At 68.0% G+C, this 24,488-nt stretch carries 24 protein-coding genes and 1 pseudogene; 18 read left to right on the forward strand and 7 right to left on the reverse strand.

From position 1 onward, the window contains the following. Window positions 1–104 precede the first annotated feature (104 nt). A complete protein-coding gene (locus tag ACRYA2_RS12165) occupies window positions 105–251 on the reverse strand; it encodes a DUF7550 family protein (RefSeq protein WP_433628264.1) in 147 nt (48 codons plus the stop codon). Window positions 252–432: 181 nt separating this feature from the next. Beyond that, complete coding sequence (locus tag ACRYA2_RS12170) at window positions 433–705, reverse strand: hypothetical protein (RefSeq protein ID WP_433628266.1); 273 nt, start codon at window positions 703–705, stop codon at window positions 433–435. A gap of 244 nt (window positions 706–949) precedes the next feature. On the opposite strand from ACRYA2_RS12170, the gene ACRYA2_RS12175 reads away from it, so the two are divergent. Next, window positions 950–1,336 carry a DUF302 domain-containing protein gene (locus ACRYA2_RS12175; protein WP_433628269.1) on the forward strand — a complete coding sequence of 129 codons (387 nt, stop codon included), beginning with the start codon at window positions 950–952 and terminating at the stop codon, window positions 1,334–1,336. Between the two features lie 213 nt (window positions 1,337–1,549). On the opposite strand, the gene ACRYA2_RS12180 is transcribed toward ACRYA2_RS12175, so the two are convergent. Next, window positions 1,550–1,921, reverse strand: a complete 372-nt coding sequence (locus ACRYA2_RS12180; protein ID WP_433628272.1) for an Hsp20/alpha crystallin family protein — start codon at window positions 1,919–1,921, stop codon at window positions 1,550–1,552. 123 nt (window positions 1,922–2,044) lie between these two features. Further along, a complete protein-coding gene (locus ACRYA2_RS12185; RefSeq protein ID WP_433628275.1) occupies window positions 2,045–2,275 on the reverse strand; it encodes a hypothetical protein in 231 nt (76 codons plus the stop codon). A gap of 120 nt (window positions 2,276–2,395) precedes the next feature. On the opposite strand from ACRYA2_RS12185, the gene lhgO reads away from it, so the two are divergent. The 3 genes from lhgO (at window position 2,396) to ACRYA2_RS12200 (ending at window position 5,168) form a co-directional block, all read left to right on the forward strand. Then, window positions 2,396–3,601 (forward strand): L-2-hydroxyglutarate oxidase, encoded by a 1,206-nt coding sequence (gene lhgO, locus ACRYA2_RS12190; RefSeq protein WP_433628277.1) that lies wholly within the window; start codon window positions 2,396–2,398, stop codon window positions 3,599–3,601. Window positions 3,602–3,682: 81 nt separating this feature from the next. Continuing rightward, window positions 3,683–3,931, forward strand: a complete 249-nt coding sequence (locus ACRYA2_RS12195; RefSeq protein WP_433628280.1) for a hypothetical protein — start codon at window positions 3,683–3,685, stop codon at window positions 3,929–3,931. After that, window positions 3,921–5,168 carry a CaiB/BaiF CoA transferase family protein gene (locus ACRYA2_RS12200; RefSeq protein ID WP_433628283.1) on the forward strand — a complete coding sequence of 416 codons (1,248 nt, stop codon included), beginning with the start codon at window positions 3,921–3,923 and terminating at the stop codon, window positions 5,166–5,168. The genes ACRYA2_RS12195 and ACRYA2_RS12200 overlap by 11 nt, the downstream gene beginning before the upstream one ends. Window positions 5,169–5,406: 238 nt before the next feature. Here ACRYA2_RS12200 and ACRYA2_RS12205 read toward each other — a convergent pair whose 3' ends face one another. Next, complete coding sequence (locus tag ACRYA2_RS12205) at window positions 5,407–6,207, reverse strand: DUF7839 domain-containing protein (protein ID WP_433628286.1); 801 nt, start codon at window positions 6,205–6,207, stop codon at window positions 5,407–5,409. A gap of 159 nt (window positions 6,208–6,366) precedes the next feature. Here ACRYA2_RS12205 and cbiT point away from each other — a divergent pair. The 11 genes and pseudogenes from cbiT to ACRYA2_RS12260 all read left to right on the forward strand — a co-directional run. After that, window positions 6,367–6,984 (forward strand): annotated as a pseudogene (gene cbiT, locus ACRYA2_RS12210) (precorrin-6Y C5,15-methyltransferase (decarboxylating) subunit CbiT); the annotation flags it as partial. A 101-nt stretch (window positions 6,985–7,085) separates the two neighbouring features. Beyond that, window positions 7,086–7,850 carry a cobalt-factor II C(20)-methyltransferase gene (locus tag ACRYA2_RS12215; protein ID WP_433628288.1) on the forward strand — a complete coding sequence of 255 codons (765 nt, stop codon included), beginning with the start codon at window positions 7,086–7,088 and terminating at the stop codon, window positions 7,848–7,850. Continuing rightward, on the forward strand, window positions 7,843–8,709 hold the full coding sequence (locus ACRYA2_RS12220) for a cobalt-precorrin-4/precorrin-4 C(11)-methyltransferase (protein WP_433628291.1): 867 nt from the start codon (window positions 7,843–7,845) through the stop codon (window positions 8,707–8,709). The genes ACRYA2_RS12215 and ACRYA2_RS12220 overlap by 8 nt, the downstream gene beginning before the upstream one ends. Window positions 8,710–8,711: 2 nt before the next feature. Next, the gene (cbiG, locus tag ACRYA2_RS12225; protein WP_433628294.1) at window positions 8,712–9,701 is read left to right on the forward strand and encodes a cobalt-precorrin 5A hydrolase; all 990 of its coding nucleotides are present in this window, start codon (window positions 8,712–8,714) and stop codon (window positions 9,699–9,701) included. Between the two features lies 1 nt (window position 9,702). Continuing rightward, window positions 9,703–10,563 carry a precorrin-3B C(17)-methyltransferase gene (locus ACRYA2_RS12230; protein WP_433628296.1) on the forward strand — a complete coding sequence of 287 codons (861 nt, stop codon included), beginning with the start codon at window positions 9,703–9,705 and terminating at the stop codon, window positions 10,561–10,563. A 2-nt stretch (window positions 10,564–10,565) separates the two neighbouring features. Next, window positions 10,566–11,471 carry a precorrin-3B C(17)-methyltransferase gene (cobJ, locus tag ACRYA2_RS12235; protein WP_433628299.1) on the forward strand — a complete coding sequence of 302 codons (906 nt, stop codon included), beginning with the start codon at window positions 10,566–10,568 and terminating at the stop codon, window positions 11,469–11,471. 3 nt (window positions 11,472–11,474) lie between these two features. Beyond that, window positions 11,475–11,744: a ferredoxin gene (locus tag ACRYA2_RS12240; RefSeq protein ID WP_433628301.1), complete on the forward strand. Its 270-nt coding sequence runs from the start codon at window positions 11,475–11,477 to the stop codon at window positions 11,742–11,744. Next, window positions 11,744–12,448, forward strand: a complete 705-nt coding sequence (locus ACRYA2_RS12245) for a cobalamin biosynthesis protein (RefSeq protein WP_433628304.1) — start codon at window positions 11,744–11,746, stop codon at window positions 12,446–12,448. The genes ACRYA2_RS12240 and ACRYA2_RS12245 overlap by 1 nt, the downstream gene beginning before the upstream one ends. After that, window positions 12,445–13,710: a CbiX/SirB N-terminal domain-containing protein gene (locus ACRYA2_RS12250; RefSeq protein WP_433628307.1), complete on the forward strand. Its 1,266-nt coding sequence runs from the start codon at window positions 12,445–12,447 to the stop codon at window positions 13,708–13,710. The genes ACRYA2_RS12245 and ACRYA2_RS12250 overlap by 4 nt, the downstream gene beginning before the upstream one ends. Window positions 13,711–13,712: 2 nt before the next feature. Beyond that, window positions 13,713–14,084, forward strand: a complete 372-nt coding sequence (locus tag ACRYA2_RS12255; RefSeq protein ID WP_433628310.1) for a DUF3209 family protein — start codon at window positions 13,713–13,715, stop codon at window positions 14,082–14,084. Beyond that, window positions 14,077–15,465, forward strand: coding sequence for an outer membrane protein assembly factor BamB family protein (locus tag ACRYA2_RS12260; protein WP_433628313.1), 1,389 nt, complete (start codon window positions 14,077–14,079; stop codon window positions 15,463–15,465). The genes ACRYA2_RS12255 and ACRYA2_RS12260 overlap by 8 nt, the downstream gene beginning before the upstream one ends. Window positions 15,466–16,009: 544 nt before the next feature. On the opposite strand, the gene ACRYA2_RS12265 is transcribed toward ACRYA2_RS12260, so the two are convergent. Next, window positions 16,010–18,136 (reverse strand): ATP-binding protein, encoded by a 2,127-nt coding sequence (locus tag ACRYA2_RS12265; RefSeq protein WP_433628315.1) that lies wholly within the window; start codon window positions 18,134–18,136, stop codon window positions 16,010–16,012. A gap of 34 nt (window positions 18,137–18,170) precedes the next feature. On the opposite strand from ACRYA2_RS12265, the gene cobN reads away from it, so the two are divergent. The 3 genes from cobN to ACRYA2_RS12280 are packed head-to-tail and all read left to right on the forward strand — an operon-like array spanning window position 18,171 to window position 23,620. Then, complete coding sequence (cobN, locus tag ACRYA2_RS12270) at window positions 18,171–22,112, forward strand: cobaltochelatase subunit CobN (protein WP_433628317.1); 3,942 nt, start codon at window positions 18,171–18,173, stop codon at window positions 22,110–22,112. Then, the gene (locus tag ACRYA2_RS12275) at window positions 22,102–22,842 is read left to right on the forward strand and encodes a precorrin-8X methylmutase (RefSeq protein ID WP_433628319.1); all 741 of its coding nucleotides are present in this window, start codon (window positions 22,102–22,104) and stop codon (window positions 22,840–22,842) included. The genes cobN and ACRYA2_RS12275 overlap by 11 nt, the downstream gene beginning before the upstream one ends. Window positions 22,843–22,864: 22 nt before the next feature. Continuing rightward, on the forward strand, window positions 22,865–23,620 hold the full coding sequence (locus ACRYA2_RS12280; RefSeq protein ID WP_433628321.1) for a cobalt-precorrin-7 (C(5))-methyltransferase: 756 nt from the start codon (window positions 22,865–22,867) through the stop codon (window positions 23,618–23,620). 9 nt (window positions 23,621–23,629) lie between these two features. Here the strand turns inward: ACRYA2_RS12280 and ACRYA2_RS12285 are convergent, their stop codons facing one another. After that, a complete protein-coding gene (locus ACRYA2_RS12285) occupies window positions 23,630–24,415 on the reverse strand; it encodes a CbiX/SirB N-terminal domain-containing protein (protein ID WP_433628323.1) in 786 nt (261 codons plus the stop codon). Window positions 24,416–24,488: the final 73 nt, after the last annotated feature.

A 24,488-nucleotide genomic window follows, 5' to 3' on the forward strand; every position in this document is an offset into this window, starting at 1 on the left:
TTCGGTCGCACGCGCTCACCCCCGTCGCTTCGGGTACGAGCCGCGAAGACGCGTCTCTCGGGGACTGCGAGGCCGGTCCGGGGTTCTCGGAACCCCCAGAGACGTCAGAACAGTGCGAGGGGGACGCCGAACGTGACGACGAGCCCGACGACGAAGACGACGAGGCCGATGCCCACGTCGCGCATCGAGTACTCCTGCTGCGGTGCCGTCACGCGGTCCCTCTCTCCCGGTTGGTGTTCGTGTCCGCTCATGGCTGGTGGTCGTACTGCCCGGTACTTCGGTGTGTCGGTCCCGCGGCATCCACGAACCGCCGACGAGGAGGGTGAAGCGTAGAGCGACCGGTCGACCGGTGCGAACGCTCCACCGGGCGACCGTCCCGACCGTCGCGCGCGTCGGCTCCGACCTCGCGGCTGTCGTGCGACGGCGTTCCGGCTACCGTTCGAGGAGTTCCCGGGCGTCGGACTGCAGGGACTCCTCCAGCCCGCCGTTCTCGACTATCGTGCGAAGCAGGTCGGAACACTCCGCCTGCGCCATCCCGTTCAGCGCCCGTCGCCGGAAGGGGCCGTCCAGCCCGTCCATCTGGACGAGGATGGCGAGTTTCTCGCACTCGCCGGCGTCGACGAGCGCGTCGATGGCGTCTTCGCGTTCGTCGCGACTCGGCGTCTTGTCGACCGCGGTCTGGAAGTCCTGTTTCGGAGCGCTCATCGTTCGACGTAGGGCGTCGTCACGGATAAGCGTTCGACGTCGGTCGGTGCTCACCCGTCTCCGCCGGATTAGTATTGCTGCTATTACACAATTCTGCGCCGACGATGGGCGGAAGAGCGTCGGAGAACGCTGCCGAGGGGACGACGTCGAGCGTCCCCGACCGCCGAGGGACAGCGACGCCGTCCATCGTACTCGTGTCGCTCCGACACGATAGTACTAAGCGGCTGGACCGTGATTGTGAAATATGGACTATACGATGCAGACAGACGTCGACGGTGACTTCGACGCGGCCGTCGAGAAGACGACGAACGCCCTCGAAGACGAGGGATTCGGCGTCCTCTGTGACATCGACGTCCAGGCGACGTTCGCGGAGAAACTCGACGAGGAGTTCCGGCAGTACCGCATCCTCGGTGCCTGTAATCCGGGGCTGGCGTACCAGGGCCTCGATGACGAGATCGAACTGGGCGCACTCCTGCCGTGTAACGTCATCGTCTACGAGACCGACGACGGCGAGGTCGCCGTGAGCGCCGTCGACCCGAAACAACTCGTCGGCATCACCGACAACGCCGACCTCGACCCCATCGCCGAGGACGTGTCCGAACGATTCGAGCGCGTTCTCGACGCGCTGTAATCGCCCGGTCGCCTCCCGTCGGCGTCGGCCGTCACGCGAACGGGAACCACCGTTCACGGGCTTCCGGCGAGTCCTCCCGTCCTTCACCCGTCCTCGTTACGGCCTTCGGTGGCGACGAAATCGCCGCCGACGTTCGACTTCTGTGGTGCCTCCCAGTCTGCCGGGAAAAACGAGTCGTCGAACGCCGCTACCGGGACGCCGAAGACGCCGCCGTCAGCTCTGGATTTCGATCTCCTTTCCGCTGACGGTGGCGCCCGTCATGACCGGCAGCCGGACTTCGAGGATGCCGTTGTTGTACTGGGCGGTTATCTCGTCGTCGTCGACGTCCTTCGGGAAGCGGAACCGACGGTGGTACGTCTTCCGCTGGCCGCGCTGCTCGTCCTCGTGTTCGGCCGCGACGTTGAGGATGCCGGCGTCCCACGAGACGGTAATCTCGTCGGCGTCGAAGCCCGGCATCTCGACGCTGAGGACGAACTCGCCGTCCTCCTCGTACAGCTCGTAGTCGTTACTTCCGGTTTCGAACAGTCGGCTCGGGAAGTCCGTGCTCTGGAACCAGGAGCTGGTGGGACCAGTTGGCAGCGCCATGGCTGACCACTTCGATTCCAGGTAGTAGTATGTTCGTGGTTCGTAAAAAATCTTTCTGTCAAGTTCGCTAGTACAGGCGGTCGGTACGTCGTATTCGACGACCGACCCGTTCGAGATGTGGATTCAATCGTAAAGCTCGTCGGCATCTTCGAGCGGAAGCTCGACGTCCGAGTCGGCCACTTCGGTCACGCGAGCGGACAGTCGAAGCGGTTCGCTGCAGGTCGGACAGGGGACGACCACGTCGATGAACAGCGATTCGTCCCGCTCGTAGAGGTCGAGGACGACGGCGTCCGTCGGGGCGAGGTACTCCGCTTCCAGTTCGTGCTCGTGGCTACGCGCGTACTCGTACGTCATTAGTCGAAGCTAGTCGGCGAGCGCGAATGTGAGTTTCGCCGGTCGTTGTGCTACGGTCTCCGGCCACGCCGGTACTCGACGAACAGTAGCCTCTTTATGAACCCGTTTTTACCCTTCGGCATGGTTCGTCACGACGTCGCCGTCGTCGGCGGCGGATGCGTCGGGTGTTCGGTCGCGGCCCACCTGGTCGAACGGTCCGCCCTCGACGTGTGCGTCCTGGAGAAAGAGCACCACCTGGCGGTCCACCAGAGCGGTCGCAACTCGGGCGTCCTCCATCCGGGGTTCAACTACCCGCCGGGGTCGCTCAAGGCGCGGTTCGCCACGGAAGGGACGAGACGGATGAAGGCGTTCGCCGCGGACCACGACGTACCGCTGGCCGAGACGGGCGTCGTCGTCGTCGCGCGGAACGACGCCGAAGTAGCGCGTCTCGACGACCTGAAGGCGCAGGCCGACGCGAACGGTGTCGAGACGGAGCTGATTGGCGCCGCGGAGCTCTCCGAACGCGAGCCGCACGCCGACGGACGGGCGGCGCTCTACTGTCCGGAAGCCGCGTCCGTCGACTCCCAGAAGTACGTCTACGCGCTCGCAGCCGACGCGGAGGACATGGGCGTCGACTTCTACATGGGATACGAGGTGGAGGGGCTCAATCGCAGCGGAGACGGCTATCTCGTCGAGACGGACAAGGGTCGAATCGAAGCCGACTACGTCGTGAACGCCGCCGGTCTCTACGCGGACGCCATCGCCCACGACGTCGGCGTCGGCGAGGAGTACCAGGTCGTCCCCTTCCGCGGCGAGTACTACGAACTCACGCCCGAGCGCCGCCATCTCTGCGAGTCGATGATTTACCCGACGCCGGACCCTGGTCTTCCGTTCCTGGGCGTCCACTACACGCGCAGAACGGACGACAAGGTGATCGTCGGACCGAACGCGGTGCTCGCGTTCGGGCGCGAGGCCTACCGGAACACCGACTTCGACCTCTCGGAACTGGCCGAGACGCTGCGGTACGAGGGGCTCTGGAAACTGCTCGGCAGTCCGAAGATGGTCCGCGTAGCGTTGGCGGAGCTCCACAAGTCGTACCGGAAGAGGGCCTTCGTCGAAGCAGCCCGGCGACTCGTCCCCGAGGCCCGCGCAGCGGACTTCCGCCGGAGCTACGCCGGCATCCGTGCACAGGTGGTGCGCGACGACGGTCGGCTCGTGAAGGAGCCGGTGTTCGAACGGGGCCCCGACTCGCTGCACGTGCTCAACGCCGTTTCGCCCGGACTCACGTCCTCGCTTCCGTTCGGGGAGTATCTCGCCGACGAGGTGCTCGACGCTCTCGCGGAGTGACGCTACCGGAGTATCGGCCCGTGCCCGACCGAACGGTTCGGCCGCTTCGTCGCTCGCCCACCGGCTCGCGGAACTGGGAGAGTGGGCGACGTGCGCATCCGGCGCGACTCGACGGCCGGACACGACGGCGTCCGAACGGCCCGCGACCGGTCCCGCGTCGCCCGCGGGACGCGCAAGTCTGGCGGCGACGGCGTCGCTACCGATACCCCTGACGGGCCGCGCGGCCGGCGTGGAGGCCGTCACACCTGCGAGGGCACCGCGATCTACGCCTCGATGCCAAGCGAAGACCTGACTGGTCTCCCCGCCGACGAGCAAACCGATGACTGGTGAAGCGCAGAATCCCGAGACCGATACCGGCCCGCTCGACGGAGTTACGGTGCTCGACGCCTCCCGCGTGCTCGTCGGGCCGTTCTGCACCATGCAGTTGGGTGACCTCGGCGCGGACGTACTCAAGGTCGAACGGCCCGGGACCGGAGACCAGACCCGCGAGTGGCATCCGCCGCGGTACGGCGACGCCGAGGAGAGCGCCTACTACATGAGCGTCAACCGCAACAAGCGGTCGATGACGCTCGACCTCGCCTCGCAAGCAGGTCAGGAGGTGTTCCGGGACCTCGCCCGCGACGCGGACGTCCTCGTCGAGAACTTCCGCGTCGGGAAGATGGAAGAGTGGAACCTCGGCTACGAGCGACTCCGAGAGGACAATCCCGAACTCGTGTACTGCGGGCTGTCCGGCTACGGCGAGTGGGGGCCGGACAAGGACCGACCGGCCTACGACGTCATGATGCAGGCCGAGGGCGGGCTCATGAGCATCACCGGCGAAGAGAAGGGCAGTCCCGTTCGCGTCGGCGTCGCCATCGCCGACATCGGTGCCGGCATGTACGCGGCGCAGGCGATTCTCGCGGCGCTCTTCGAGCGCGAACTCGGCGACGGCGTCGGACAGAAAGTCGACGTCAGCCTCCTCGACGGCCAGGCCGCGTGGATGAGCTACATGGCGACGAACTACTTCGCGACCGGCGACCCACCCGGCCGGATGGGGAGCAAACATCCGACCATCGCCCCGTACCAGGCCTACGAAACCGCCGACGGCCACGTCGTCGTCGCGGTGGCGTCGGAACACGTCTGGCCCCGGTTCTGCGAGGCGCTCGACCGCCCCGACCTCGTCGCCGACGACCGATTCGAGACGAATCCACGACGCGTCGAGCACCGCGAGGCCCTCGACGCGGAACTCCGACCGGAGTTCGCCGAACGGACGACCGCGGAACTGCTCTCCGCGTTCGGCGACCACGACGTCCCGGCGAGCGACGTCAAGAATATGGAGGAGGTGTTCGAAAGCGACCAGGTCCGGGCGCGTGGTATGCGTGCCTCCATCGCTCACCCTACCGCCGGGGAAGTGGAGATGCCCGGCTTTCCGATGCATCTCTCGCGAACCCCCGCGAGCGTTCGCCGGTATCCGCCTCGGCTCGGCGAGCACACCGACGAAATCCTCCGGGAACACGGGTACGAACGGCAGGAGGTCGAATCGCTCTACGACTCCGACGTGCTCGGAGAGCGATTCGAGGACGGTTGAGCCGTCGTCCCTCGACTGCAGGGAGCACTCGAAGCGGAGACGGCGGTGAAGCGAGCGGTCACGGCAGCCACGTAGAACAGGTGCGACCGCGTACCTTCGACACCGTCACCGACCCGCCAGATGCGGGATTTGATTCCCGACGATTCGACCGCCGTCGCTCTGCGAACTCGGCGGTCGTATGGAGGGACGCCGTCACCTTCACGTGTGGAACCGCGTTCGATGGGTGTCTCCGACCGGACTACTCGGCCGCGTCAACGACCTCGTAGCTGATGTTCCGTTCCCGGAGTTCGTCCGTGTGCGTCGAAAGCTCGTTCGCGACCGCAAGCAACAGCACGTCCAGCCCCTTCGTGGCGGCTTCCTGTACCGCGAGGGGAGTCCCGAAGCGAACGTCAGGCTCGTGGTCCGTCGACTCGACCACCGCCAGCGCTTCGGTGCCGGACGTCACGAGCAGGTCGTGCGTTTCGGCGCACTCGGACACCGTCGCGCAGTCGACCACCGTACTTCCGCCGTTCTGAACCCGCGGAACCGAGATCACAGTCACTCTCCCAACCTCGTAGTCGAGGACGCCTTCGAAATCGGTGACGCCGACGTCCCGTCCCTTCTCCGCGTCCGTGACTGCAACTGCAGTTGCGTTTGCGGTTTCCCCCGGCGTCGCTCGGAGAACGCCGTCCCGCATCGAGAGCGACACCCTCTGTTCTTCGCCGATCGCCGTCGTCGCGAGTGCGGTTTCGATCTCGACCTGGCCGATGACGTCCTCGGAGACGTGCCGGACGAAATCGCGGAGTTCGTCGGTCTGAGAGATGAGCCAGTCGACGCCTTCCTTGGTGATCTCGTAGCGTCCGCGGCCGTGCTTCCGAACGCACCCGTGCTCGATCAGGTCCCGGAGATAATCGCTCACGGCCTGCGAAGTGATTCCGATCACGTCCGCAATTTCCTGCTGGCTCACTGCCGGCTGCCGTTCCGCTATTTGGACCAGAATCTGGTACCTCGTGGCGTTCCGCTTGCTCCGCAGAACGCCTGCATCGTCGGACGTATCCATTTATTCTGTCGTTGGCGACTGTGAGCACCGGCAACTCAAGTATCTTTGCCTTAGTGTCGATGAGCTTGTCTTCGAAGCCGAAACGAGCGCCGTAGCAAAAATTGACTTGGAGTAAATCAACCAAAATTGTTTTAGGCCCCACGCAAGTTGTCTCCGGTGATGGTACGCACAGTACTTCCTCACGACGCGAAGGCGGGCCCGACCAAACCAGAGGTTCGGGCCGTCCTTCACGGCAAACTCGACCTGGCGCCGACCGACCACTTCGCCGAGGTCGGTCCCTGCACGGGCGCGGTCACTATCGAGGCTGCGCGCCGCGCCGGGCGGGTCACTGCGATAGAACGGAAACCGGAACGGCTGGCGGTCAGTCGGAAAAACCTGGCGGCGAACGACGTCACCGCGGACGTCACGCTCCGGGAGGCGGAGGCGCCGGACGGACTGCCGGAGGACGCCGACGCGCTGTTCATCGGCGGGAGCAGGAACTACGAGTCGGTGCTCGACCACGCGGTCGACACCGGTATCGACCGCGTCGTGATGAACGTCTCCAGGCTCGAAGTCGCCGGTGCGGCGACCGAGGCGTTCCGCGAGCGGAATCTCCTCGACGAAGTCGTCCAGTTTCAGGTGAGCCACGGCTACCAGTTGGCCGGTGCGACCAGCTTCGACTCGGACAATCCGGTGTACATGCTGGTCGGGAGCCCGAACGAAGTTGCCGCGGACGGCGGCGAGCCGACCGACGTGAAGCGAACGTCCGCGAAGCGAGACACCGACGGGAGCGAGCGGTCCGACGGACCGCGAACGTCGTCGGAGCAGAACTCCGACGGGAGCGATGGGTCGCGTGAACCTCGAACGTCGTCGGAGCGCGGTTCCGACGGGAGACGACGATGAGCCTGTACGGAGTCGGCCTCGGTCCAGGCGACGCCGACCTCGTCACCGTCAGGGGCCGACGCATCCTCGAAGAGGCCGACGTCGTTTACTCGCCCGGGCGACTCTCCCGGTCGGTCGCCACCGACCACGTGCCGGAAGACCGCATCGGCGACGTCGACTTCCCCATGACGCGCGACGAGGACGAGCTTCGACGGGCCTGGAGAGAGGCCGCCGACGAGATTGCACCGCAGGCGCGTGACGAAACCGCGGCGTTCGTCACCCTGGGCGACCCGAACGTCTACTCGACGTTCGGCCACCTCCGACGCACGATGTCCGCGTTCCATCCGGACGTCGACGTCGAAATCGTCCCCGGCGTCAGCGCGGTCACCGCGTTCGCGACCGCCCTCGGCGTCGAGATCTCGTCGGGGACGAGCCTCGCGCTCCACGAGGCCGCCCGGGGTGCGGCCCCGACCGGTCCGGACCGGATGATTCTGTTCAAGGTCACGGACGCTCCGACGACGCACGAGAAACTCGTCGAAGCCGGGTACGACGTGCTGTACGGTCGCCGGTTGTTCATGGAGCAGGGCGAGACCGTCGTGACCGAGGACCCGGAGGCAGTCGCCCAGCGGGACTACTACACGCTGGCCTACGCGGAGAAGCGTGACGTCGAGCACGAACCGGCCACTGCGAGGTTCGAAACGACGGACGACGCGACGAGGCGTGAACGCGCGGAAGGCGAGGCTCACGGCGACGAACCCCCGGAGGTGGCGTCGGATGACTGACCCGCAAGACGCCATCGAGGCGGAGGCGGACGCCCGGACCCGACGGCGCGATTCGAGAATCGCCGAACGAACCGCCGGCGAGGTCCGGGAGGGGATTCCGTTCATCGGCGCAGGACCCGGAGACCCGGGCCTGCTGACGGTCACGGGCCGCGAGCTGGTCGAAGCGGCTGACCTCGTCGTTCACGCGGGGTCGCTCGTGAACAGCGAGCTCCTGGAGGAGTACTGCGCGGACGCCGAGCAGGTTTCGAGCGTCGGCAAGGACCTGGAGGAACTGGTTCCGCTGCTGCGGGACGCCCACGAGGAGGGACGCGACGTCGTTCGCCTCCACAGCGGCGACCCCGCGGTGTACGGTGCGGCGCTGGAGCAGATGGACGCGCTGGAACACGAGGGAGTTCCCACCTACCTCGTACCGGGCGTGACCGCGGCGTTCGCGGCGAGCGCCACGCTTCGAACGCAGCTCACCCTGAACGGCGTGGCGAACCACGTCGCCTTCACTCGGCCCCAGGGCAAGACACTCGACCCCGACGACGACCACATCGGCGAGTTCGTCGAGATGGGCGACGTGACGACCTGTATCTATCTCGGGACGCACGCGGTCGGGGAGACGATGGACCGGTTGCTGGCCGCGGGACACGACCCGGACACGCCAGTCACCGCGGTCTACCACGCGTCCTGGCCCGACGAGGACGTCATCGAGGGGACCATCGCCACCATCGGTGAGCAGGTGGAGGCGGCCGGCTACCGCGCCTCCGCGCTCGTTATCATCGGCGACGCGGCGCAGGGAACGGAGTACGAGCGCTCCTACCTGTACGGCGACTGGGCGAACGGGAGTTCGAACGAAAGCGAGGCCGACGACTGACCATGAGTACCGAAACAGACGAGACGGAATCGGGAGAATCGAGCGAATCGGGCGGCCACTGCTCAACGCCGGACTCGGACGGAGAGGTGGCCGAGGAGATAGCTATCGTCAGCTTCGAACGCAAGCTCGACACCGCTCGCGAGATAAAGGACGGTATCGGCGACGAGTACGACCGCGTGGACATCGTCGAGTATCACGGCGACGTGTTCGCGGAGCACTGGGGCGAGTACGACTGCTTCGTCGGGCTGATGGCGTCGGGCATCGCGATGCGGAAGACGGCACCCTTGCTCGACGACAAGTGGGACGACCCCGCCATCGTCGTCGTCGACGAGGAACTCACGTGGGCCATCCCCATCACTGGCGGCCACCACGGGGCCAACCAGGTCGCCCACGACCTCTCGGGGATGGGTGCGGTCCCGGCGATGACCACGGCGAGCGAAGCCGCGGGCAAGCAGGGAGTCGAGAGCAAGGCGAAGGCGCTGGACGCCCACGTCGTCAACGGCGACTCGACGGTCGCGACCAACCTCGCCGTCCTGAACGACGAACTCGGTCCCGTCACTCGACTCGACGGGCCGCGGGCGGTACTCGTCGACGACGACGTGACCGTTCTCCAGCGGAACGGGGACGACGGCGTGGTCCTCGGGACGGGCACCGTCTCGGGCGTGGAGTCGGAGCGGGTACTCGACGCGTGGGACGCCGCACTGGGCGACCTCGGACTCGGCTTCGAGGACGTGGACTTCGTCGCCACCGGCACCAGGAAGGAGGGCGAGGAGGGCATCTACGAGGCCGCACGGGAAGCTGATATCGGCGTGGTCCTCTTCGAAAAGGAGACCCTGGAGGGGTTCGAGGGACCCTCCCCGTCGCGTTCGAAGGAACTCATCGGGTGGCCGGGCATCGCGGAGGCGTCGGCCATCGCAGGTGGTCGCGAACACGAACTGGCGCGGGAGAAAGAGCGGTTCGAGGGCGCGGTGACGGTCGCGGTGGGGCGATAAGATGAGCGACGACCAGACCAGAGGCGACACGGGTACCCTCTACGTCGTCGGTATCGGTCCGGGGCTACCCCACGCGATGACCCAGCGGGCGAAGGACGTCATCGCCAACGCCGACTGCGTCATCGCCTCGAACCTCTACCAGGAGTTCCTCCGGCGCGACGGGACGCTTCCGCCGGAGACCGCGACGGACGGCGGAACGGCCACCGCCTCGGCCGGCGGTCGACCGGAACAGGATATCGTCCGGTCGACGATGGGCCGACAGACCGAACTCGCCCGCGAGGCCTTCGAACGCGTCCGCGACGGGGAGGACGTCGCCCACGTCTCGGGCGGCGATCCGAACGTGTACGGGAAGAGCGACCTCCTGTTCCTCATGGCGGAGGAAGACGGGGCGTACGACGTCCCCATCGAGGTCGTGCCCGGCGTGACCGCGGCGCTCGGCGGCGCGGCGAACCTCGGCGCACCGCTGTCGAACGACTTCTGTACGATATCGCTGTCGGACAAGTGGCGCGGCTGGGACGAGATCGAGGAGAAGTTGCGCGCGGCCGCGATCAGCGGCTTCGTCATCGTCCTCTACAACTGCTGGCGGGACTACCAGCGCGCGATAGACGTCGTCCGCAAAGAGCGCGCCGACGACGTCCCCGTCGCCATCTTCAACGACGCCAGCCGCGGCGATACCGGTCGCAATCAGGACGGCGAGACCCACACCATCACGACGCTGCGGGCGGCCGACGACCACGACGACGAGGTCGGCGGGATGGGCACCTCCATCCTCGTCGGCAATCACGAGACGAACGTCTGGGAGAACGAACGCGGAAAACATCTCGTCACCCCGCGCGGCGGGCGTGACGTCGACGACTTCTAACGATGAGCACGGACGACACCACCGAATCCAAGTGCGGAGCATCGAAGACGGAGACGAGCGAGTCGAACTGCGGCGGATCGGCGGACGCGTCGACCGAAGAGAAGGTCGGCGCGACCGTCGACGACTTCGACGCCGACCCCGGCAGTCTCGTCGCGGTCGGGTTGGGTCCCGGCCACGCGGACGGGATGACCCGACGCGCCCGTGCAGCGCTGCACGAGGCCGAACACATCGTCGGCTACACGACGTACATCGACCTCTTGCCCGACGAAATCACCGACGCTGCCGACGAACTGTACGACACCCCGATGTGCGGCGAGGTCTCCCGCACCGAGGAGGCCGTCGACCGCGCCCTCGCGGGAAATCACGTCGCCATCGTCGGGAGCGGCGACCCGAACGTGTACGCGCTCGGCGGCCTCGCGCTCGAAATCGTGGAGTCGAAGGGCGCGACCGCCAGCGCGCTCGACTTCGAGGTCGTTCCGGGCGTACCCGCGGCCCAGTCCTGCGCGGCGCGGGTCGGCGCGCCGCTCGTGAACGACACGGTCAGCATCTCCCTGTCGGACCACCTGACACCGATGCCGACCATCGAGTCGCGCCTCCACGCCGCCGCCAAGGAGGGGTTCACCATCACCATCTACAACCCGTGGAGTCGCAAGCGCCGGGACAACTTCGAGAAGTGCTGTGAGATTCTGCTGGAACATCGCGACCCCGAGACGCCGGTCGGTATCGTCCACGGCGCCGGTCGCGAGGACGAGCGGGTCGAAATCGTCGAACTCGGCGACCTCGAAGCCCTCGGCGAGACCGACCTCGTCGACATGACGACCACGATTCTCGTCGGCAACGAGGACACGTACGTCTGGGACGACCGGATGGTCACTCCGCGCGGCTACGAGAGCAAGTACGACTACTGAACCATGACAGGCTACCGAGTAATCGTCGACGAGGACGCCTGCGAGGGCATCTTCGCCTGCCTCACCCGAGACCCGCGCTTCGTCGAGGGCGAGGACGGACTGGCCACGGTCGACCCGGCGGCGGACCCGGTCCCGCCGAGCGGGAGCGACGAGGGTCGCGTCCGCGAGGAGGACGGGCGGATAGTCGCCGAGTTCGAAGACGACCGCGCCGACGAGGCGCGGCAGGCGGCCGCCGCCTGTCCGCCGGGCGCGATCACCGTGGAGGAGTACTGATGTCGATGGAGACCGGCACCCCCGCGGACTTGCTCGCGAGCCACCCGGAGACGGCGTACTTCTGGGGGCGAGCCGTCGGCGATGGCGACCTGGACGAGGGCTGTCTGACGGTCCGCGCGAACGACGAGACGGCCGCCCGCCGACTCGCGGCCATCGCGGGCGACGAACGGGTGGACCACCGCATCGTCGAGCGCGAGTACGCCCACGACACGGCTATCACTCGCACTGAGGACGAGTACGCGATACAGCTCTTCGGCGACGTGGCGAACCGGGCGGCCGCGGCGTTCGGGCTTCCGTTGAACGGCGACCCCGGCGGGTATCGCCTGGACTCCTTCGACGGGTACGAGCGCCAGCTTCTCCGCGGGCTACTCGAGGGATGCGGCACGATCTGTTTCAAGGGTTCCTCCGAGACGGCCGGCGTCTCTGCGGACCGTTCGACCGGCGGCTCCGTCGGCGTCTCGTTCGTCCACGAGGACCGACACCTCCTCGAACGCGTCCAGAAGCTCCTCGCGAGCGTTCCACCGGACGCACCCACTGGCGGCATCGAGGAGACGTCCTCGGGCGGCCACTGGTTCGGCGTGAGCGACGAGGTAGTCCCGACGGTCGGCCCGTGGGTGTACGAGAACTGCGAGGAGAGCGGACTGTTCGCCCCGACGCGAAGACGGAAATTACTGAAGAGTCTCGAACGCGCCGGAGAGCGATGAGTCGGAGTACCGACGGCGACGAGTCCGGCCGCGACGAGGCGGCCCGTTCAGTGGACGCGGGCGGTGCGTTCGACGACGAAGCGGTGTTGCTCGTCGGTCACGGTTCGCGCCGGGAGAAGTCGAACGAGCAGGTCCGCGAACTCGCCGCCGGCCTGGAAGAGCGACTGGGCGTCCCGGTCGACGTGGGATTTCTCGAACTCGCGGCACCGACGATATCGCAGGCGATCGGCAGTCTCGCGCCCGCGGTGTCCGAGATAACCGTGGTGCCGCTATCGTTGTTCGCCGCGAGCCACGTCAAAAACGACGTCCCGCTGGCCGTCCAGCGGGCGCGGTCGGAGCGTTCGGACCTGACGCTCCACATCGGGTCCCACCTCGGCGTCCACCCCGCCATCGTCGACCTGCTGGACGACCGTGCCGCCGCGGTGGAGGCGGAACTGGGCGTCGACCGCGAGGCGGACGACGTCGCGGTGGTTCTCTGTGCGCGCGGGTCGAGCGACCCGGACGCCAACGGCGACGTACGCAAGCTGGCTCGGCTCCTGTACGAGGGCCGCGCGCTCGACCGCACCGAATCCTGTTTCGTCGGGGTCACGGAACCCCGATTGCGGGACGCGCTCCACGACGTGGCGAAGCATCGCCCGGACGCCGTCGTCGTGCTCCCGTACATGCTGGGCGACGGCGTACTCACCCGACGCGTCCGCGACCGGACCGCGGAGTTCGACGACGAGTACCCGTACGTGGACGCCGCGGCCGGAGACCCCCTCGGGACGGACTCACGGCTCCTGGACGTACTCGGCGACAGATGGCAGGAGGCGCGCACCGACAGCGTCCGCATGTCGTGTGACACCTGCAAGTACAAGGTCGAACTCGACGGGTACGAGGAGGACGTCGGCGGTGCGCGGGCCATGTTGCGGGCGCTGACCCACCGGGAGTCCCACGCCGACCGCGACTCCGTGGACGACGACCCGCACGCCCACGACGCGCCGGAGAAGCACGTCGCCGTCTGCACGAACCAGACGTGCGCGGCGGACGGCGCGCCGGCTATCCTCGAACGCCTGCGCCAGTCGGTTCGGGATTCCGAGGAGTGTGACTCGCGCGTCACCCGCTCGTCGTGTCTTGGACGGTGCGGCGACGGGCCGATGGTCGCCGTCTACCCGGACGGCGTCTGGTACGGCGGCGTCGACGAAAACGACGCGGAGCGTATCGTCTCGTCCCACCTCGACCGGGATCGAATCGTTTCGGACATCGTCGACCAAACATTGTAACCATGAGCTGTCACGAGATCGAAGCGCTGCGACTCGGATTGATGAACGTCCTCGGTACGAGCGACCGGAGCGTCCGGGAGCACGCCGAGAAAGAACTGGAGGGACACCTGGAGGGTCCGATAGAGGGGTTGGCGAACGCCGAGAGCCTGTCGGAACTCCGGCGTCACCTCGACGCGGCCCTCGTCGACCTGGAGGAACAGATCGCAACCGCCGACGAGAGCGACCCCGAGTACGACTACCTCCGGGGGCGTCTCGTCGCGGTCCGCGACGCCGAGCAGTCGCTCGCCCGGTTGACCGACCACGGCGACTCGCTGCTGGACGACTTCGGGACGTCCCACGACGTCCTCCACGAAGCGTTCCCCGTCGATGACTAACCGAACGGTCGACCTGGGGAGCGTCGATCCCGCCGGGTCCCGGCAACTCGGTCGGCGGTCCAGCGTCTGCCTCCGCGACGACGCCGTCGTCGCCGGCCTCGCCGACGGGTCGGTCGTCGCGTTCGACGCCGATTCCCTCGACGAACGCTGGCGGAAAGAAAACGTCTCGGGAAGCGTCGTCTCGCTGGCCCCGTTCGCGGACGGCTTCCTCGTCGGTGAGCGCGGCCCCGACGGCGCACTCCGACTGCTCGACGCCGACACCGGGACGGAACGGTGGAGTTATCGCTCTGCGGACGACGTCGGTGGCCCGACGAAGCGGACCCGTTTCTTCCAGCCGTTCGTCGTGGACGCGGTCGCGGACGACCGGCGGGCGTACGCGGCCGCTCGCCGCTACCACCGAGGACCGGACGGTGACCGGACCTTCGAGAGCGTCGTGTACGCGTTCGCGGCCGACGGCGCCGTGACGTGGCGTTACGAGACCGACGCCTCGCCTATCTCCCTCGACGTCCGGAACGGGAACGTCGCCGTCTGCTGCAACCGCTGTCCGGGGACCGATTCCGACGGCCTCGTCGTCCTCGACGCCGACACCGGAGCGGTGCGTCGCCGCTGGAATCCGCCCGGCGACAGAGAGCGCCGCGTCGGCGACGTCTCGATCGCCGAGGACGGTATCGCGGTAGCCAGCCACGCCGACTATCGGGCTACCTCCTCGACGGCGAGGGCGTCCGCTGGGCGGTCGACCTGGGGCGACCCGTCGAACGGGGCGAGGAGACGGTCTACGCCTATCCGAACCACGTACACGCCACCGGCGACGGCGTCGTCTTCGTCACCGGAAACACCTATCCCGAAAACGGACGGGAGACGAGCGCTCGCCATCCGACCGAACACGCGGCCGTCGGCGTCGGGCCGGGCGGCGAGGTTCGCTGGGAGTCGGCGGTCGGCGGGTTCGTCCACGGGGTGGCGACCGACGGCGACGGTCTCGCCGTCCCTTCGGCGCAACACTTCCGGGAGCGGGACCCTGACGCACACGCGCTTCACGGGTTCGACGTCGTCGACGGCCGAACGACGACGCGGCCGACGTCGGGCGTCGTCACCGCGGCCGCAGTCGAGGACGGTCGATTCGCGGCCGTGGAGGAACCCGTCGCCTATCACGACGGGGACGACGTTCGGGGCTCGTACCGACTCCACCGCTGAGTTTCGCTTCTTCCCGAAATCGTCCTGGGAAGGTCAGAGGAGGAGACGAAGCGCGAACCCGAGAACGACGACGCTCGTCACGAGTTCGAACGCCGCGTGGACTCGCTTGCCTCGCCCCTGGACGACCGAGAACAACTCGCCGATGCCACCGCCCATGACCGACATGGTCGAGGTGATGGCGAGCGCGTAGACCGCGACGGCCACGAGCGCACCGCGGAGACCGCTCGTCGGAACGACCGTCGAGACGAGCGCGAGCATGCTCACCGGCGGTGACAGCGCGAACAGCGACCCGATGACGCCCGTCCGGAGGTAGTCCGCGTAGCTGTCGTGGGAGTGATGCAGATGGAGGTGGGCGTGGGACACCGTCCGCCCGACCGGACCGGAGATGGCGGCCGGGGCGGAGTGAACAGGGAGTCCGCGAACCCGGCGCGTGCCTTTCGCGGCCAACACGCACGCGACGCCGAAGAGAACGAGACCCGCCAGAGTCGTCCCCACGGTGTCGAACACGGCGGGCGGTGCCGTCGCGACGCGACCGATGGCGGTGAGAACCCCGACCCAGGCGAGGACGACCACGACGTGCCCAACCGCGAAACTGCCCCCGACGAACGCCGCGTGGGTCCGCCCGTGGGCGTCGGTCGTCAGCGCGGAGATACCGGCGGCGTGGTCCGGCTCGAATCCGTGCGTTATCCCGAGTACTGCTGCGGCGGCGAGAACGCCGACGCCGGAGACGTCTATCATCCGTCTCCTCCCGTGGTCCGCTGGAGCGCGTCCGCGACGCGGTCCGGCGTGAGAGCTGCGAGGGGGACGCGTTCACCGTCGGCGGCGGAAACGACGTCCGCCACCAGATTCGTCCGCCCGCCGTCACTGGCGTCGACGACCATGACGTGCGCTCCGCGTTCGGCGAGGGCAGATGCGGCCGTCCGCGTGTCCGCCGTCGGAGAGTCGCTGCCGGCGTTCGCCCGCCCGTCCGTGACGAGGACGACCACGGCCTCGCCGGGGTCCGCCCGCGCGAGTACCTCGCCAGCGGTGCGGAGACCGTCGGGGAGCGGAGTGCGTTCGCCCGTCGGTAACGACTTGAGGTGACGCGCCGCGAGGTCGACGCTGTCGGTCGGCGGGAGGACCACGTCGGCGCTCTCGCCGGCGAACGTGACGACCGCCACCTCGTCCCGGCATTCGTACGCGTCCCGGAGGAGGTCGAGGGCGACGCCTTTCGCGGCCCGCATCGGGCCGCGCATCGAGGCACTGGCGTCCATCGCGAACACGACGAGCGTCGAACTCTCGCCCTCGCGGACTGAGCGACGGAGGTCCCGCGACTCGACGCGGTCGCCGCCGCGGACCGCGGCCGCGCGAACGGACGCCGCCGCGTCGACGGCGTCGTCGAGTCCGGCCCGCTCCGTCCGAACCCGCGTTCCCCGACCGCGTTCGCTCGGACGCGCTCCGGACCGTCCGCTCCCGTCGGCACGCTCCGCCGTCGGCGCACTCAGGTCCGGAGCCATCCCGTCACCGGGTTCGACCGCTTCGGCGGGTGGCTGACCGGGAACGAGCGGCGTCGCTTCTTCGTCGCCGTCGCTCCCGTCGCCGTTCGAGGAGTCGTCTCCGCCGCTTTCGGTCGGCGCGTCTTCGGTACTTCCCCGTTCGGACCCGTCACGAGGGCCGGACCGCGGTTCTCGCGAGTCGCTTCGTTCGTCGTCGCCTCCCTCCGCTGACTCGCCGCGGCCGTCGTCCCGTCCCGCGTCCGAACTGCTCTCGTCGGATTCGGGAGGGTCATCCGACTCCTCGGGGGCCGGGTCGGGGTCGGGTCGGTCTTCGGCCTCACCGTCACGAGCGTCCTCCCGTCCGTCTGCGAAGTGGTCGTCGACGACGTCCCCGGAATCGGGGGCGTCTTCGAAGGGTCGGCTCTGGAGACGGTGGGGCAGTGCGAGTTCGGCGGCGCGGCGAACGTCCGTCTCGATGACCCTGTCCCTCGCGTCGAGGGCGGCCAGGGTACGCGCACCCCGCGCCGTGGCGATGTCCGCGCGATGCCCTTCGACGCCCGCGTCCCGGCAGAGTTCCACCGCCTCGCGGGCGAGCGAATCCGGAATCGTCACATCCGGGAGACGCTCGCGCGCCCCGCGGAGGCGCTCGCGAACGGTCGCGGTTTCGTCGTCGTAGTCGTCGTCGAACCCCGAAAGGGCGCGTTCGACGACCGTGACCCGCTGGTCGAGGTCGTGCACGCCGGTCACTTCGACCTGGAGCGCGAATCGGTCGCGGAACTGCGGGCGGAGGTCGCCCTCCTCGGGGTTCATCGTTCCGACGAGCGTGAAGTCGGCAGGGTGGGTGACGCTGACACCGTCGCGTTCGACGCGATTGACGCCGCTGGCTGCGGCGTCGAGCAGGACGTCGACGAGGTGGTCGTCGAGGAGGTTCACCTCGTCGACGTAGAGGAAGCCGCGGTTCGCCCGGGCGAGTAAACCTGGGTTGAACTCCGTCGCCCCGTCCAGGGCTTTTGCAACCGACAGGGAGCCGACGACGCGCTCCCGGGACGCGCCGAGCGGCAACGTCACGAAGGGGACCGACCTGGTTTCGACGGACGGATCGTCCCGCGTCCGGCACTCGCTGCACTGCGCGGATTCGTCGCCGGGGGGACAGCCGTACGGACAGTCGGCGACGACGCGCTGGTCGGGTAGCAGGTCCGTAAGTGCGCGCGCCGCCGTCGATTTCGCCGTTCCCTTCTCGCCGCGGACCAGTAGCCCGTCGAGTTCGTCGTTCGCCCCGGCGACGAGAAGCGCTTCTTTCAGCTCCTCTTGGCCCACGACGGCGGGGAACGGCACCGTCGACCGGGAGGGCTGCGACACTTTTTTGGTCTCTCCCAAATCAACCATACTTGCAATAGTACAATAGAGGTTTAATAGAGTTATGCCTACAGTTGCCCTGTACACAGCCACGGAGAACGAACTCGGAGCCGTCCAGGCCGCGGCCGAGCGCGTCGACGTCGACCTCGTCGTCCGCTCGGAGGGGGACCTCGACGAACGGACGGACGTCGAAGCGTTCCTCGAGGAGGCGGTCGACGCGGACGCGGCCGTGTTCTGGCTCCACGGTGCGGAGGAGAGCATGCCCGGCTACGAACGCGCCGTCGACCGTCTCGACGAGGAAGGGGTCCCGCTGGTCGTGAAGTCGACCGGCGACGCGTACGCCCTCGAAGACACGACGGTCGGCACGGAGGACCGCGAGGCAGTCTACGAGTACCTGGACCGCGGAGGAACCGCCAACGTCGCTAACTGCGTCCGCTTCCTGGTCGACGCCTACGCCGACGAGGACCGCGAGTACGACGGTCCGGTGGCGCTCCCGACCGAGGGGGTGTATCACCCCGACGTTCCAGGCGCCGAATACGAAGACCTGCGCGCCAGAATCGACCCGGAAACGTCGCCGGAGCGAAGCGCCGACGAGCCTCGTAACGCAGAGCGAGACGAGACGCCGACCGTCGCGGTGTGGTTCTACGAGTCCCACTGGACCCACGAGAACACCCGGTACGTGGACGCTCTCGTGCGATCGCTCGAAGCGAACGGTGCGGACGCGCTCCCCATCTTCTGCAACCCGGCGACCGACACCGACGAACAGGAGGACGCCGAGTGGGTCGTCGACAACTGGTTGCTCGACGAGGACGGCGACCCCGTCGTGGACGCCGTCCTCTCGTCGTTCATGTTCTCGCTGTCGATGGACGAGCGGGGGCGGGACGCGAGCGACGAGGGCGAGAGCGCGGAGGACGTGTTCCTGGACCGACTGGGCGTCCCGGTCCTCCAGACGATCACGACGATGCGGTCGCGCTCGCGGTACGAGAGCAGCGACACCGGCGTGATGGGCTTCGAACTCGCGCTGTCGGTCGCGCTCCCGGAGTTCGACGGGAACGTCATCACCCACCCGATCAGCGGGAAAGAGCGCACGGAGGACGCCGCTGGTATCGGAAGCGCTCCGAAACAACACTTCCCCATCGACGACCGGGTCGACCACGCGGCACGCCTCGCCGTCAACTGGGCGCGCCTCCGACACCTCCCCAACGAGGACAAGCGCGTGGCGGTCGTCCTGCACAACTACCCGCCGAGCGACGACGGCATCGGGACGGCGTTCGGACTCGACAGCCCCGAGAGCACCGTCAACCTCCTCGAAGAGTTGCAGGGTCGAGGCTACGACCTCGGCGGTGAACTACCGAACAGCGGGCAGACCCTCGTCGACCGACTGACCGCGCAACTCACGCTCGACGACCGTTGGGTGGCTCCCGAGGACGTACGCGATTTGAGCGTCGACGTGGTCTCGCCGGACCAGTACGGACGGTGGTTCGAGGCCACCGACGAGCGCTTCCGCGAGAACGTCGTGGCGGAGTGGGGCGACCCGCCGGAACGCCCCTTCGCCATTCCGGGCATCGAGTTCGGGAACGTCCTCGTGACCGTGCAACCGCCGCGGGGATTCGGCGCGGACCCCTCGAAGGTGTACCACGACTCGGACCTCCAGCCGCCCCACGACTACGTGGCGTTCTACTCGTGGCTCCGGAACGCCTTCGAGGCCGACGCCGTCGTGCACCTCGGCACGCACGGCAGTCTGGAGTGGCTTCCCGGCAAGACGGTGGGGTTGAACGGCGAGAGCGCGCCGGACCAGCTAATCGACGACCTCCCGAACGTCTACCCGTACATCATCAACAACCCCGGGGAAGGGACGCAGGCCAAGCGCCGTTCGTACGCGGCCATCGTCGACTACCTCACGCCGGTGATGCGCAACGCGGGGACGTACGACGAACTCTCCGAACTGGAGGAACTCGCGGACAGGTATCGCGAGGCGGGCATGGAGGACGCCCGGATCGACGACGGCGACCACCTCGAACGACTCATCCGCGAGACGGTCGACGAACTGGACCTCGCGGTCGAACTCGGCATCGAAGGAAGCGTCGAGGAGAAGGCGGACGTCCGCGGCCCAGAGGAGGCAGGTTCGACGCTCGCCGAGGGGAGCGTGGCGGGCGACGACGTCTCCATCGACGAACTCGTCGAGCGGATTCACGAGTACCTCACCGACGTGAAGACCACCCAGATTCGGATGGGGCTCCACACGATGAGCGAACCGCCCGCGGACGAGCGCCTCGTCGAGTACCTCGTCGCGCTCACCCGACTGGAGAACCCGGGCGCGCCGAGCCTACGGGAGAGCGTCGCCGGCGTGCTCGGAGTCGACTACCAGCGGATGCTCGACGAACCGGGGACGTACGACGAGACGCTCGGGATGACCCACGCGGAGGCCGCCGACGAGGTGTACGAGACGAGCCTCGCGCTCGTGGAGACGCTGGCCGAACAGGGGTTCGACGTCCCCGCGTCCGAAGCGGAAACCGACTCGGACGCGGAGGTGAACATGAACCTGCTCGTCGTCGACGTCGAACCGCTGGGCGACGCCCGCGCGAAGGCGGGTGCCCACGACGACCTTCGGGAAGCGCTGGCGTTCGTCTGCGAGGAGGCGGCACCGCGCGTGCAGGGTGCCGAGGACGAGATTCCCCGGACGGCGGACGCGCTGGCCGGGGAGTACGTCCCGCCGGGCGGGAGCGGCGCTCCGACTCGCGGCGGCGTCGACCTCCTCCCCACCGCCCGCAACTTCTACACGCTCGACCCGCGGAAGGTGCCGGCGAAGAGCGCCTGGCAGGTCGGACGGGAGGTCGCCGACGGCGTCGCGGAACGTCATCGTGACGAGCGGGGCGAGTACCCGGAGGAGATCGGCGTCGTCGCGTGGGGGACGCCGACGGTACGTACTCGCGGGGAGACCGTCGCGCAGGTACTGGCGCTGATGGGCGTCGAGCCGGAGTGGACCGACGCCGGACGAGTCGACGACGTGACCCCGATTCCGCTGGAGGAACTGGGGCGGCCGCGGATCGACGTGACGACGCGCGTCTCGGGCCTGTTCCGCGACGCGTTTCCGCAGGCCGCCGGCGTCGTTCACGACGCCGTCGACGCCGTGGTCGACCTCGACGAGCCGCCGGAGTTGAACTACGTCAAGAAGCACGTCGAGGAGGAGACCGAACGCCTGCAATCGGACGGGATGGACGAGTCCGACGCGCGGAACGCGGCGACCCATCGCGTGTTCACTACGCGACCGGGGGGCTACGGCGCGGGGACGAACAAGGCCGTCGACGAGGGCAACTGGGACGACCGCGCCGACCTCGCGGACGTGTACGTTCAGTGGGGCGGCTACGCGCTGGGCAAGCGCGGTCGCGTCTCCGAAGCACGCGACGCCTTCCAGCGCCGGCTCGGCAGCGTCGAGGCCACGGTGAAGATCGAGGACACCGCCGAGCAGGACGAGTTCGACAGCTCGGACTGGTACGCGTTCCACGGCGGCTTCATCACCGCCGTCTCGGAGATCGCCGGCGAGGAACCCGCCTCGTACGTCGGCGACTCCGCCGATCCGGACAACGTCGACGTCTACACCAACGAGGAGAAGGTCCGGAAGGCGATGCGCGCTCGGGTTCTCAACCCGGACTGGCTCGACAGCATGGAGGACCACGAGTACAAGGGCGCGGGCGACCTCTCCACGACGGTCGACGTCGTCCTCGGGTGGGACGCCACCACTGGCGTCGTGAGCGACGCGCTCTGGGACGACGTCGCCGAGAAGTACGCGTTCGACGAGGACCGTCGGGAGTGGATGCGAGACGTGAACCCGTGGGCGCTGGAGAGCATCACCGACACGCTCCTTGAGGCCATCGACCGCGGACTGTGGGACGCCGACGACGAGACGGCGGACCGCATCCGCGACGTCAATCTCCGAGTCGACGGTGACATCGAAGCGCGCGCCGACGGGACGGACTCCGCGGAGGTGACGAGCGATGACGACTGACGCCGACGTCGACGGCTCGGCAGACGACGAAGCCGAAGCGTACGCCGACCTCGGCGCGACCACCGAGAACGCCATGCACATCGCCGAGACGAGCATGGACCGCGTGCGCGAACTCGTCCCCGACGAGACGCTCCGCGACAGAATCCGCCAGAAGTCGGTCCACGCCACCGGCGACCCGGAGTTCCAGCATCTGATGCGCTTCGAGGGGGACCCCGTCCGGGCGGGCGCGAAGGCGGTGCTCGACGAGCGACCCATCGTCACCGACATCACGATGGTGAAGTCGGGAATCACCGGGCGTGGCCACGGGTGTTCGGTTCGCAAGGCCATCGGCAACGGCACCGACCTCGCGGAACGGACGGGGATGACGCGAACCGCCGCGTCCGTGCTCGAACTCGACCGCCGAGGCGTCTACGACGGAGCGGTCGCCGTGGTCGGGAACGCGCCGACCGCGGCGCTGGCCCTGGCCGACTGCATCGAAGACGGAACCCGTCCCGCTGTCGTCGTCGCCACGCCGGTGGGGTTCGTGAAGGCCGCCGAGAGCCGCGAGCGCGTCCGCGAAGTCGCCCGCGAGTACGGCGTCCCCGCCGTCACGAACGTCGGTCGCCGCGGCGGAAGCGGACTCGCGGCCGGGCTGACGAACGAACTCGTCCACGTCGCGAGCGACGCACGGGACGGCGAGGTTTCGCTGGAACCTCCGGAAGAGCCGAACGAAGATCGGAGCGACCGATGAGACGAGGAGACGTCGACCCGACATGAGCGACCCACACGATTTGGAAGCCGGTCCCGACCCGGCGACGGTCGCGGCGTCCGCACCGGAGGTGCCCGCGGAGAACCCGGTGTACGCGGTCGGAATCGGTCCGGGTAATCCGGAGTACCTGACCCCTCGGGGGGAGCGGGCGATTCGCGAGGCGGACGTCGTCGTCGGGTTCGAGACGGTCGTCGACTTCGTCCGCGAGAAGACTGACGCCGAACTACTGTCCTGCGGTTACGCCGACGAAGCCGACGCGCTCGAAACGTTCGCCCGGCGGGTCGGCGACGGTGCGGACGGGACTGCCGTGCTGATGGGCGACCCGAACCACTCGGGCTACCAGTTCGTCGGTAAGGTCCAGGCCGCGGTCGACCGAACGGTGCGCGTGGTTCCGGGTATCTCGTCGCTCCAGGTGGCTGCCAGTCGTGCGCGAACGCCCATGGAGGAGACGACGTTCGTGACGCTCCACAAGAGCGGCGACGTCGCTCCGGATCTCCAGCGCCTCCGCGACTCCGTCGGCGACCGTCACCTGCTCGTACTACCGCGACCGTACGACTGGATGCCGGGAGACGTCGCCGCGGACCTCGTCGATGCGGGTGCGTCTCCGTCGCGCGACGCGCTCGTCCTCGAGCGGTTGACGCACGACGACGAGGAGGTCACCCGGTCGACGCTGGACGAACTCGGAACGTATGCGGGCGGGACGAAACCGGAAGACACGCCGTTCTCGGACTTGTCCGTGCTGGCCGTTCGGGCGGACTGACCGACGCTGCTACCGCCGTATTCCCTCCCCGTCGGTCGCAACGGGGCGGCGATTCCGGGCGAGCCGGGTTTCGAACGACGCCGGGTCGTCTTCGCTAGTCGCGAGTACGCGTTGTTTTTCGACCTCCGCGTGGATCGCGTCGGTCACTCGCACGTGGTCGCCGAGCGGGTCGGCGTACTCGATTCCGCCGCGCTCGAGTTCGAGTTTCGCCGGAATCTCCTCCGTCGTCGCTTCGGACCGGGTCAGAAACAACGGAACGGCGACGGTACGACTGTTCGAGGTGTTGTAGCGCACGCATTCGACCGTCGGATTCTGCAGGAGGTAACAGGTGAGGACTTCACCGTAGTCCGACTGATCGCTCAGGCGTGCTGCGTGGTACTCGGTCGTCTGGCGCTGGTACGGTTTCGAACTGCTTCCGAACCCCACGAGCACGAGCGAGGCGTCGTCGTCCGCTCGCAGTACTTCCGAGGCTCGCTGGACGAGAATGTCGGTGACGGCAGGGCTTCGGCCGACCGGTTCGCAGTAGCGCACCTCGCCGGGGACGTACGAGAGCGCGGCGGGAACACCGTCGGTCGTATCGAACGTGTGCGCCGTGGTCATGGGTACGGCGTAGACCCGGTCGCCTTCGATTTCGGCGAACGTCTCGCGGAGTTCGCGGACCGGTTCGTTTTCGTACGTCGCGACGTGCACGTCGCCGACGCTGGCTCGGCGTCCGAGCCGGTTCGCGTGGGTCTCGTACACTTCGCGAGCGTGCGGGGCTTTCCGGCCGACGAGTAGGATTGCTTCGTTTGTCATTGTTGGAATCCCGCCGATATACAAACTGGCTTTAGTTATGCCAAGTTTGCTTGATTTCCACCTGGGCAGCGAC

Source organism: Halomicrococcus pelagicus (assembly GCF_050954125.1).